Here is an 11,384-nt window from a genome sequence, read left to right as displayed (position 1 = left end):
TTAAATAGACGCAAGCCAATATTTTTATAGGGTTGCGTCTTAATGTACGACAACAACTCACCTACGGATAAGACGAGCTATGTTAATCATAACGATGCCTAAACCAAAAAACAGGATTATACCGCTGACGTTTACGTTGTTTCATGGTTTTAACAACCGCATCTAATAGATATTCGTGAGGGGAATGCCCTAATTTTGTTCGATAAGTAAACATTTCAAGGGCTTCTTTATGTGAAAAATTGGTTTTTTCACATACTTGTTGACCGACCATACTATAATGTTGGTTAATCAGCCATTGACCACCAGCCCAAGCGACCCAATCTTCGAGTAACCCAACCATCTGTTTTTTAGCTACATCAATATGTCGAGCTTGTACATTAAACCAATTTTTTGCTATCGGCATCGGCTCATGACGATAAATTTGTGCTTTTTTCATTAATGGACTAATGAACGACACTTCATGATTACCGGTTCCGACAGGATCTAAGGTAATCAAATATTCGACATCAACGCCAGATTTGGACAAAATCGAAGAAAGGTGAGCCCCATTCCAGCCACCCAGACTATGCCCAACAATATAGACTTTCGTCTGTTGACCAATATTTTTTTTGATCTGTTTATAGCGTTCATCAATAGGTTCGACTGACACGGCTTGCGTTGGGTCAACATCTTTTAATTCTTCAAAAAAAACGTCGGTATAACTCAAATAATCAATTTTATAATACAATGCTTTTTCTGTTTCAATGGGGTGTTCAAACCGAGCACTAAGCTCCTTTTCAAAAGACGCCGCTAATGCGCCAATGGTATGATGGGGCCATAGATGCGTAAAAGGTAAGTCGATGTTTCCCCATAAAAAAGACTCTTTATCAGCGGCGCCACCGATAAAAATTATATAAACAGCAGGGTGTATCATAAATCGCGTTTGCTAATAAAGAAAAGATACGCTATTGCAACACAATTAACGATACTTCTCAATATTAGCAATCAACTTTAAATGCCATTTCTTGCAATGCTATACTAACAACGTTTAGTGTGTTTGCTTAACAATCGGGAAATACACTTCCGTAATATTTTGATTAGCTGGCGTGTGATTGGGATCGGTTAAGTAAATTTCAAACGGTGCTGATGAAATCTTATAGCCTTGTGCATCAATCCATTGCATAATTTTGGTATAGACTGATGACAGCGCTGAATAAGGCCCAATTAATTTTGCCATCGCACAGGGTCGACCGTCAAATTGATGTGTACCAGTAACAGACTCTTTGACCGGTATAGCAATCTCGGCATCGAATGCTGCCGGATTGAATTCTCTGTCATGATAAAAGGTCATTGGTGCACCCACCACTGTTAATTTTTGGTCTAACACGGTTTGATATAATTTAGCCATGTTTTGACCAAATTCATTTAAACTCATTTCTAATCGTAAAGAAAAAATATTAATGGTTTTAAAATCAACTAATTGAACACTAATGTTATCTAAATAAGACATGATGTTACCTCCGTTTGTTAAATAATAAATATCTTGATCAATTTGCTGCAAAATAGACGCATAATGCGCAACTTTTTGCTGAATATCGTGTTGTTTTTGTTGGATCAAAATCAGTAACTGCTGATTATCTATAGGTGGCTGTATGAGTTTTGCAATCTCATCTAATGAAAAGCGATATTGCTTTAGCTTGCTAATCAACAACATTGTTTTCAATTGTCTAATATCGTAGTAACGGTAGCCGTTTTCTTGGTTAACATAAACAGGCTTAAGCAACCCAATTTCGTCGTAATAACGTAAGGTATTTGTTGTGACAGTGGTAATCTTTGAAAATTCGCCAATGCTTATCATATATCATTCCTCATGCACTTCATCGTAAAATTTGACTTGAGTATAAATGTTAGTGTAAGGCGAAAGTCAAGCTGCAAATAACAGATAATCGATGAATTATCATTTTCCCAACCCTATTGTTTCGACGTCTGAATCTGTGATCAAAATAACAATCAAAAAAAATGTACAACAATCTGATAGATAACACATTTTAGGTCACACTATAAGTATGCTACAATGCATTAATCATTTGCTTTTAATTATAACAATTGTCATTTTTGTAGATATTTTGACAGGAGAACACTCATGAAATGGGAAGAAAAACGCGACCTGGTTAAAATTGCAACGTGGTATTACCAATATGGTTGGACACAAGCCCAAATAGCCCAAAAAATTGGCATATCTCGTTCAATTATCTCAAAAAAATTACAAGATGCTAAAGACCTTGGTATCGTTGAAATTTTTATTAAAGATGAAACCGCACATACCGTCGAGTTAGAACAGAAATTAGAAATAAAATTTGGTCTTGATGAAGCCATTGTGATTTCAACTCACAATCTTTCTGAAGAAGAAATTTTAAATTCACTCGCCAAAAAAGCAGCGTATTCATTAAGTAAACGTATTGCAAAAATTAACAAATTGGGGATTTCATGGGGTAAAACAATCCGTAAATTTGCCAATGAGTTCCCCTATTTTAATCATAAAGACCTCACCATCGTCCCCTTAATTGGTGGCATGGGCGCCGATGAGATTGACTTGCACTCAAACCAAATCTGTTATGACCTAAAAAAGAAAATGCAGTGTAATTGTAAATACCTTTACGCCCCAGCATTGGTTGAAGACAAAGCGATGAAGCATGACCTTTGCAACAACAAATACATCAATGAGGTGCTTAATGAAGGCAAAACGGTTGATATGGCTATTGTCGGTATTTCAAGCCCTTATGGGCAAAACACCATGAAAGAGATTGGCTATATAACCGATAAGGATGTTGAAGAACTGCGCTATTACGATGTTGTTGGCGATTCAAACTCTCATTTTTACACGGCGGATGGTAAAGAAGCAAACTGTCCGCTCAATGAACATGTGATTGGATTGAGCTTAGCAGAGCTAAAGAAAATCCCGACCGTTGTTGCAATTGTCGGCGGCAATAACAAAGAACAAGCTTTACATGCTGCACTCAAAGCAGAACTGCTCAATATTATCATTATTACGGATAAAATGGCCGAATATATTCTTAATGTGACACATAAATGAATTCTAACGGTTATTTTAGCTGCTTCGGCAGCTTTTTTTTGCTCAAAACAAAAACATAACATTTGTCGATATATGTGACATATGTCATAAATTTGAGATTTGATACTGGATCTTAAATGAAAAAAAACTTATCTTTAAAAATAAGATGATAAAAAATAATCAATTATTTAAATGCGGAGATAACAAAGATGACCATATACAAACAATTGTTAGAAAGAGAAGAAAATAACAACCCCATTAAAGTCGGTGTTATTGGAGCAGGTCAAATGGGTGCCGGCATGATAGCCCAAATCGCAACGATTCCTGGTATGAGTGTCACGGGAATTAGTGACATTAATCTGAGTGCCGCACAAAAAGCGGCCGATGCTTACAATGCGAGCGCAGAAAAGAAAATCGATATTTTGATTGCCAATGACTTTAAAGAGATTATTAATTCAAACCACGTTGAAATTATTGTTGATGCAACGGGCGTTCCTGAAGTCGGCGCTAAAATTGCGTTAGAAACCCTCTTAGCCAAGAAGCATTTAGTCCTTCTAAACGTTGAAATTGATATTACTATCGGCCCATTAATGTATAAATTATTTAAAGCCGCCGATCTCATTTATACCGGTTCAGATGGTGATGAACCTGCAGCCACTTTAGAGATGTATGAATTTGCTAAATCGATGGGGATGGAAGTTTTAGTCGTCGGGAAAGGTAAAAATAATAAATTACAAATTGATGCTAACCCTGAAACAGCAAGAGCAGAAGCGTTATCTAAAGGTATGGCAGATCATATGCTAGCCGCTTTCCAAGACGGCACGAAAACCATGGCAGAAATGAATCTCCTTTCTAATGCAATGGGATTTGTACCAGATGTTGTTGGAATGCACGGTATCAAAGGCGATCTTGACTCCGTCTTACACGATTTAAACACCAAAGAAAATGGTGGCATATTAAATCAATTTGGCGTGGTTGAATATGTTGATGGGTTAGCGCCAGGGATTTTTGTGATCGTCAAAGGCCAAAATGAGAATGTTCGTCATGAACTCAGTTACCTCATGAAAAAAGGCGAGCGTGATCATCACATTCTTTATCGTCCCTTCCATCTTGCTAGCCTTGAAACACCAATGACAATCGCTAAAGCAATTTTAAATCATGACACGGCCATTGTTCCTCGCGGAGCACCTGTTTCGGAAACTGTCGCGGTGACCAAAAAAGTCATAAAAGCGGGCGAACGACTCGATGGTATTGGCGGTTTTTGTGTTCGAGGAGTGCTTGAAACACATCAAGATATGAAAAAAAATGGTCATATCCCAATTGGTTTAATCAGCGGCAATGTTGTTGCTAAACGCGATATAGCTAAAGGTACCTTTATTACCGAAGACGATGTGTCATTAGATGAAACAACCACAGTTTGGAAACTACGCAAACTGCAAGACGAAGTGTTTAGTTAACGGTGATGGGCTGCTACCCCATAGCAGCCCTTGTTTTATCATTAAATTTAGGAGCTCACTATCATGGAAATCGTGCTTGTTGCCAGCGCTATTTTTATCTTGCAGTCCATACTCAGTTTTATTCAGATCCGTTATTACCAAAGCTTCATGCACAAAATAACAACAAAATATGCAGGCTTTCAACACTACCATTTATATTCAACCATGGAACGACGATTTTTTGGTGCCAGTGCAATTGCCATTATCGTCATCGATGGGAATAAAACAATTCAAGAGTGCCATACACTACAAGGTAAATCGGTGTTTGCAAAATTTAAATCGCAAACCAAATTTCAGCATCAAAATCTAGTGCAAATGATAGATAAATTTGCGCAAGAGCAAGCAATCAGAAAGCTTTCCCTATGGGAAAAAGCAATCGTAAAAACCGCTAATAGTGCCGTTGTATCAGGCTAACTATTAGTCTCATTCATTAAATTCTTGTCGTTATACAAAAAAGGAGTCAACAATGGAATATATTGAATGGTTTGGAACACATTTTATTGGTTTATTCCAAGCCGGCGGACAAGTTTTTATCGGTTTTATTACCGGAATTGTCCCACTATTAATCGTCTTATTAACCTTCACCTATTCACTTATCGCCTTTATCGGTGAACAACGTGTCACCCGTGCAATTCAGTTTTCAGCCAAAAATATGCTATTACGTTATAGTTTAATGCCAATTTTATCGGTGTTAATGCTAACGAATCCAATGGCTTATACCTTTGGACGATTCGTAAAAGAGGAACAAAAACCCGCATTTTATGATTCTGTCGTCTCATTCCTTCATCCTGTGACAGGCCTGTTCCCCTATGCCAATGCGGGTGAACTGTTTGTCTTTTTAGGCATTGCAAATGGAGTAATGGAGGCTGGTTTTAGTCTTTCTAGCCTATCGGTACGCTATTTCTTGGCGGGTATCGTTATCATCTTAATGCGCGGTATTATTACCGAATTTATTACGAAGTTTTTAATGCGAAAAGAAAATCTATAGGAGCTTGTTATGTATAAAACAATTCTAGTTGAAAAAGGCCAAGGAGGCTGGGGAACTGGTTTAACACTGACTCCAACAGACAAACGCAATAAAGTCTTATCCGTCACTGGCGGCGGTATTCATCCGGTTGCGGCTAAAATTGCTGAATTATCAGGCGGGGAAGCCGTTGATGGATTTAAAAATGCCATTGCAGAAGATGAAATTATGTGTGCAGTAATTGATTGTGGCGGCACTGCGCGAATTGGGGTTTATCCAATGAAAAAAATCCCAACGGTGGATGTCATTCCATCAGCACCAAGTGGTCCATTAGCAAAGCATATTACCGAAGCACTGTTTGTTTCTGGCGTGAGACCAGAAAATATTTTGCTAAAGGAACAGGCCCATGAACAATCTCAGGCAAATACGCAAATCGAAGAGAATGCGCCAAAAGAAGATGATGATGCAATTTTGGATCGACAAAAATTCAAAGAAAAATATGCCAACATAAAAGCACAAAACCGTCAGACTGAAAATAACGGTTTTTTGATTACGCTATCGAGAGGGATTGGTAAAGCAATGGGTATTTTTTATCAAGCTGGCCGTGATTCAACTGACATGCTGATCAAAAATATTATTCCATTTATGGCCTTTATTAGTATGCTAATTGGGATCATTAATTACACGGGTATCGGTACGGCAATAGCGACAACCTTATCGCCATTAGCGGGCTCATTATGGGGCATGATGGCCATTGCTTTCATTTGTAGTTTACCTTTTTTATCCCCTATACTAGGGCCGGGCGCTGTGATTGCGCAAGTCATCGGCGTTCTTATTGGCTCACAAATTGCAATCGGTGCAATTCCGGTTGCTTATGCACTACCGGCACTTTTTGCTATCAATGCACAAGCAGGATGTGACTTTATTCCGGTAGGTTTATCATTAGGCGAAGCCAAACCGAAAACCGTCCAATATGGGGTCCCGGCAGTATTATATAGTCGAATGATAACTGGCGTGCTTGCCGTTGTTGTTGCTTGGATATTTAGTATTGGTATGTATTAAATCATATAAAAGGAATAAAAATATGGCTCATAGCGTTATTACCGAAATTGGCCCGATTGTTGCCGAATTTGAAGAAGAAAACGTAATTATTCTATTTGGACCAATGGCAACACCTGATTTACGCGAAATTTGCGTTATCCATGAATTTAAGGAACACCCGACTGAATCATTAATTGAGGGAGCTAAAATCAAACTGGGTAACCAGACTTACACCATCAAACAAGTGGGTAGTGAGGCTAATAAAAACTTTGAAGAACTGGGTCATGTTTCCATCTACTTTAAATCAAATGAAGATGGACTCCTTCCTGGTGCAGTTGAAGTTGAGCCGACAATTTTTCCACAACTCAATGTCGGTGATACCATTCACCTTTTACCATAATCCGAAAACTCACTAGTCGGGAGACATTCCCGCTAGTGAGCAATAACAATCATTCCCATTAAATAAACTAACCATGCAATGACCTGAAGTATAAATGCGGTTAGCTGCTTTTTTAATAAATTAAATGCACCTTTTTGACGAGCGTTTATCGTGCGCTGATTTTTATTTTTCATCAATCCGAGATTAATCAATGACGCGTCAAGTGAATTAACGTAATCATCGGTTTGAGTGTGATTTTTAGTTAAGAAACTAAATAATATGTAATCGATAGAGACGCGTATTGCATAATATTTTTGAATTAACCAAAATAATAGACAAAACAATCCACTTAACCAGATTGGGTTGGGCGGGGTAAATGAGGTGACACTAAAAAGTAATTGCAACACAGTAAAAATCAAAATTATGGATGCAGTTATATCAATATGACGGCCTTGTTTTAATAACGCACACATTATTGCAAAATTGATTTCATCATTGTCTTGTCTATTTTTCATTAATTAGCCTTTCCCATTGGTTGAGTACATTGAGATGTTTATCATTGATAACAACATGTGGTCTCGCTTTTTTTAATATTGCTATAGCCTGTTCAACATTGTTTGCAAACCCTCGAACCAATAACCAAGCTAAAACTATCGTTGCACTGCGTGAATAGCCCAAGGCACAACAAACCAAAATATCACCATCATGTCGTGCGGCATCAATTGCTTGAACGCCTTTTTTACAATCTTCAATTGAAGGTACAGTCATATCTAAAACAGGAATCAGGGTATAATGTGTTTTTAAAACTGGTACCGCAAGTTCAGCACATAAATCAATAACAGCTGCAAATGGATGCAATGTGAAAAGCCGTTTAGTCGGTAATTTACCGATATAAAGATTATCGACAACATGATTAAATGCTGGCTGCCCACGAGTCCAAAGTTGTGAATTTATGCGCATAATGCATCGATAGGGTAATAATAACCCTCCAACGACCGGTTCAAACTGACCGCTTTTTTGTTTTTGAAAACCATTAGCACCAATAATACCATAACTTAGCGTCGCAATCGCCAAGGCCGCACTTAGCCACAGTAACCATAAAGCCCAACCACCTAGCCAATAAGCAATAATGACAGAGATAACCATATTAACGAAATACAGTGTCGCCCATCGCCACTGCTTAGGATAAATCGGTTTATAGAAAATTGACATACGATCAGCTGGCCATAACCAAACACATATTGCTCCCGTTAAAGCCCCTAAAGGCACATCTAAAAAGTGATGCTGCCATGTAGTTAGCACTGAAATACCAATTAGGCTAAACCATAGGTGTAAAAAATAGCGCAGCCAACCTTTCAGGTGTTGCACATAAAAGGCCCACAAGATAACTAATAATGTAATATGTAAAGATGGTGCTTGGTTATACGGTTTATCAAAGCCCATAAGGATATCAAACAGCATCCCAAAGTAACCGTCTAATATTGGGCGTTGGAATGAAAACATCAGTGGCCATAATAAAAAAGCAATAATGCAAATAAACTGAGCAGTAAACAGCCGTTTAACTAAATTATTGAGTTCTAATTTGGTCCGAGCCAGTAATATTGCAAATCCATAAAATAAGTCAATTGACCAATAAGGAATAATTGTCCATGGCCATAGTGGAATCTGTTTTTCCCAATTAAACACGGCTGTTCCAACGTCACTTCGTAATGCGGTAACCCAATTAGCAAAGCCGTAAGTACTAAAAAAGAAAATACTTAATACGATGAGATAAAAAATCGAATAACGCCATAAACCCGTTTGTCGTGGCAAAAACACTAACAGATCCTCTTCGCAACGGAAACCGTAAAAATGCCCCACTGATCAATTCTTGTCTCTATTTTACGAAACCCGGCAGACTCGACCAATTGATCCATTTCAAGCTGTGTTCGACGCCGCATAACCCAAGCTTGACCATCACGATGGCTAGTTAATGCTCGTGCAATAAATTCTAATTGTGGATGCCATGGCTGACCCGTATAAATTAAATAACTTCCTTCATCCATACGTTCAGCAAGCCCTGTTAAAGAATCCATAATCAGATGATTATCACTAAACAGCTCATATAACCCAGATACGACTGCGAGTGTCGGCTTTACGGGTAACGAAGCGAGCTCTTGTCGGTTAAAAGCATCACCTTTTTCAAACCGAACAAGGTTTGCTAATCCTTTTGATTCAATAAGTGACTGGCCTTTACTGATATTAATATCACTGTAATCCCTTAATAAAACACAATGAGGTAACTGTTTTAATTGGCTAATCGCATCTAAAATATAGCGACCATGTCCCGCTGCGATATCAACAATATTGATACACTCATTTTGTTGATTCATCTGCTCGACCGTTAACGTTAAAAGTTCTTCAATATGCTTTTTACGTTGACGAATTCCCCGCCAACCTATTGATTGTAAATACAGAAAATCAATAAATTGCCCAAAATTGGTTTGACCAGCAGCTTGATTATGGTATACATAATCTAATGTGCTACCGGAATCAAATCCGGTATCAAAACCCAATTTAATGCCCGTCGAGAGCTTACTCGAATATTTCAGTGTCGCTCTGACCATTTTCCAATAGGCTTTTTTAAAGATATTCGTGACGGGTTGCGCCAATTTCGCAGCTTCTACACAAGTAAAACCAACTTTATCGGCATTAAGTAAAGACGGGGTATAAGGCTCAGTTGCAAAACTGGCTGATATAAATCGTCGGATATGCTCAGTCACAATATGACGATCTTTTTCACCTAATGTATCGTGATAAAATCCCGGCATCTCATGGTATTCTTTATTGGCTGAACTTAAATGATTAAAAAATTGCTTCTGTGGTTTTTTACGAACCACATAGTCAGAACCGGATACAAATAATTGTGTAGGGGTCTGTATGGCTTGAGCATCTTTGACAACACGTTTTGATGTAGAAAACAGGTCTAATAATACCCTTACTGAGATAGGACGAGTAATTAAAGGATCTGACTTAAATGATTCAATGCGCTGATTATCATGCGTTAATAATTTGGGTTTGACATAACTGTTAACAAAAAAATTACCGCGAACATTATAAAGTAAATTCAAGCCAAAAAAGGCAAAAGGCACATACAACTTCACTCTAAAGGCCGGAGAAGCTAATACTAATGCACGGACTTTGGGCACATAATCATGGATCAATGTTGCCGCAATTACCGCGCCAACACTTTGACCAATAATCGCTAAATCTTGCTCTTCAAAGCCATATGTTTGCTTAATATGTTCAACAAAGCAGTGAGCATCACGAACTAAAACCGCAAAATTAACAGCATCCCCCCGCTCACCTGGCGATAACCCATTACCTCGTGCATCCCAAGCAAAAAATTGGAAGTCATCAAGACCCAGTTCATCAACTAAATGAGCAATTCGACCTGAATGTTCATGTCCTCGATGAAATAAAATAATTGCACGTTTTTTTTGTAAACGTTGCTCTGATTGCCAATGCCGATAAAAAATATTGGATCCATCGAAACTTGTAAATTCTTTTTGTTGTTCTTGGTACATTATTCATCCATTCCTTTTTTATTATGTTCTTTCAATGCGAATCTTACCCTATTTATAATTGTTACACCAAGTAAGATCATTACAACAATAAGAATGCTATTTAACCACATTGTGGGTAACCAACCCAATGCTAATCCAATACTAACCAAGCCAAGTATAGCGGCACGATCACTCTTGCCCATCGGCCCATCATAACGTCGGGAAACACCAATAAATGGGCCAAGAACACCAGCATATTCACTTAGTAATGAAAGTATAATTAATATAACGACAAACAATAAATGGGTATCAGGTAAGTAAATAAGAATACAAAATAACGCACTATCAGAAATCACATCACAAAGCTCATTTAAGTAAACACCTAAATTTGATTTTTGTTTATATTCACGCGCTAACATTCCATCAATCGCATTTAAAGCCATACGAATAAACATCCACAATGGGATAAGCCATAATATGAGTAAATTAGGTAATAGCCAAATCACAACAATGGCAATAAATAATGAACCTAAACATGCTACTATTGTGACTTGATTTGCGGTAATCGAATGCTGATAAAGTTTTTTTACCCATGGTCTTAACAACGCTTGAAAACGCGGTTTTAACTGATAAACAGAAAGCATAAATTATCCTTATTATAATAAGTAGTAAGCAAATAGCGAATGTAAAGTAAAAATAGTAATGTAAATCTGATTAATTTGATAGAGAGAAAATGGTTTACACACTGGCAGGATTTCAATATATTTTAGCCGCACTTTATTGAGAGGCTCATTTTTAGCTTCACAACGCAAAATAGTGAAATTGTGCTCTTTGAGTTTCGTTAAATTATTGTCATCACCTATAAATATAGTGTAAAAATTATCTTACCTAACTTGCGACCTTCTCC

The 11,384-nt window shown here is 37.6% G+C and carries 12 protein-coding genes; 6 read left to right on the top strand and 6 right to left on the bottom strand.

Annotated features, from left to right (window positions below):
• Nucleotides 1-82: 82 nt before the first annotated feature.
• Together ABEA36_RS00145 and ABEA36_RS00140 are read right to left on the bottom strand one after the other, a co-directional pair.
• Nucleotides 83-913 (bottom strand): alpha/beta hydrolase family protein, encoded by an 831-nt coding sequence (locus ABEA36_RS00145; RefSeq protein WP_345487469.1) that lies wholly within the window; start codon nucleotides 911-913, stop codon nucleotides 83-85.
• Nucleotides 914-1,027: 114 nt separating this feature from the next.
• Nucleotides 1,028-1,837, bottom strand: a complete 810-nt coding sequence (locus ABEA36_RS00140; RefSeq protein ID WP_345487467.1) for a MerR family transcriptional regulator — start codon at nucleotides 1,835-1,837, stop codon at nucleotides 1,028-1,030.
• Nucleotides 1,838-2,122: 285 nt separating this feature from the next.
• Here ABEA36_RS00140 and ABEA36_RS00135 point away from each other — a divergent pair, with 285 nt between their 5' ends.
• From ABEA36_RS00135 to ABEA36_RS00110, 6 genes are all read left to right on the top strand, one after another.
• Nucleotides 2,123-3,073, top strand: coding sequence for a sugar-binding transcriptional regulator (locus ABEA36_RS00135; RefSeq protein WP_345487465.1), 951 nt, complete (start codon nucleotides 2,123-2,125; stop codon nucleotides 3,071-3,073).
• Nucleotides 3,074-3,261: 188 nt separating this feature from the next.
• The gene (locus ABEA36_RS00130) at nucleotides 3,262-4,509 is read left to right on the top strand and encodes an NAD(P)H-dependent oxidoreductase (protein WP_345487463.1); all 1,248 of its coding nucleotides are present in this window, start codon (nucleotides 3,262-3,264) and stop codon (nucleotides 4,507-4,509) included.
• A 63-nt stretch (nucleotides 4,510-4,572) separates the two neighbouring features.
• Nucleotides 4,573-4,962, top strand: a complete 390-nt coding sequence (locus ABEA36_RS00125) for a transcriptional regulator GutM (RefSeq protein ID WP_345487461.1) — start codon at nucleotides 4,573-4,575, stop codon at nucleotides 4,960-4,962.
• A gap of 52 nt (nucleotides 4,963-5,014) precedes the next feature.
• Nucleotides 5,015-5,536 carry a PTS glucitol/sorbitol transporter subunit IIC gene (gene srlA, locus ABEA36_RS00120; RefSeq protein ID WP_345487459.1) on the top strand — a complete coding sequence of 174 codons (522 nt, stop codon included), beginning with the start codon at nucleotides 5,015-5,017 and terminating at the stop codon, nucleotides 5,534-5,536.
• A 9-nt stretch (nucleotides 5,537-5,545) separates the two neighbouring features.
• Entirely contained in the window at nucleotides 5,546-6,574 is a 1,029-nt protein-coding gene (gene srlE, locus ABEA36_RS00115) for a PTS glucitol/sorbitol transporter subunit IIB (protein WP_345487457.1), read from the top strand.
• Nucleotides 6,575-6,596: 22 nt separating this feature from the next.
• Nucleotides 6,597-6,953 (top strand): PTS glucitol/sorbitol transporter subunit IIA, encoded by a 357-nt coding sequence (locus tag ABEA36_RS00110; protein ID WP_345487455.1) that lies wholly within the window; start codon nucleotides 6,597-6,599, stop codon nucleotides 6,951-6,953.
• 32 nt (nucleotides 6,954-6,985) lie between these two features.
• Here ABEA36_RS00110 and ABEA36_RS00105 read toward each other — a convergent pair whose 3' ends face one another.
• From ABEA36_RS00105 to ABEA36_RS00090, 4 genes are read right to left on the bottom strand one after another with little or no spacing between them, the layout of a single operon-like run.
• Entirely contained in the window at nucleotides 6,986-7,447 is a 462-nt protein-coding gene (locus tag ABEA36_RS00105) for a hypothetical protein (protein WP_345487453.1), read from the bottom strand.
• Nucleotides 7,437-8,750, bottom strand: coding sequence for a phosphatase PAP2/dual specificity phosphatase family protein (locus ABEA36_RS00100; protein WP_345487451.1), 1,314 nt, complete (start codon nucleotides 8,748-8,750; stop codon nucleotides 7,437-7,439). Before ABEA36_RS00100 ends, ABEA36_RS00105 begins: the two co-directional genes overlap by 11 nt.
• Nucleotides 8,750-10,498, bottom strand: coding sequence for a bifunctional alpha/beta hydrolase/class I SAM-dependent methyltransferase (locus ABEA36_RS00095; protein WP_345487449.1), 1,749 nt, complete (start codon nucleotides 10,496-10,498; stop codon nucleotides 8,750-8,752). The genes ABEA36_RS00100 and ABEA36_RS00095 overlap by 1 nt, the downstream gene beginning before the upstream one ends.
• Nucleotides 10,498-11,121, bottom strand: a complete 624-nt coding sequence (locus ABEA36_RS00090) for a CDP-alcohol phosphatidyltransferase family protein (protein WP_345487447.1) — start codon at nucleotides 11,119-11,121, stop codon at nucleotides 10,498-10,500. Before ABEA36_RS00090 ends, ABEA36_RS00095 begins: the two co-directional genes overlap by 1 nt.
• Between the last annotated feature and the right edge of the window lie 263 nt (nucleotides 11,122-11,384).

It is taken from the genome of Orbus sasakiae, assembly GCF_039542345.1.
Taxonomy (GTDB): domain Bacteria; phylum Pseudomonadota; class Gammaproteobacteria; order Enterobacterales; family Orbaceae; genus Orbus; species Orbus sasakiae.
The sequence above is the reverse complement of the archived record's forward strand: the minus strand, read 5'-3'. Positions and strand labels throughout refer to the sequence as shown.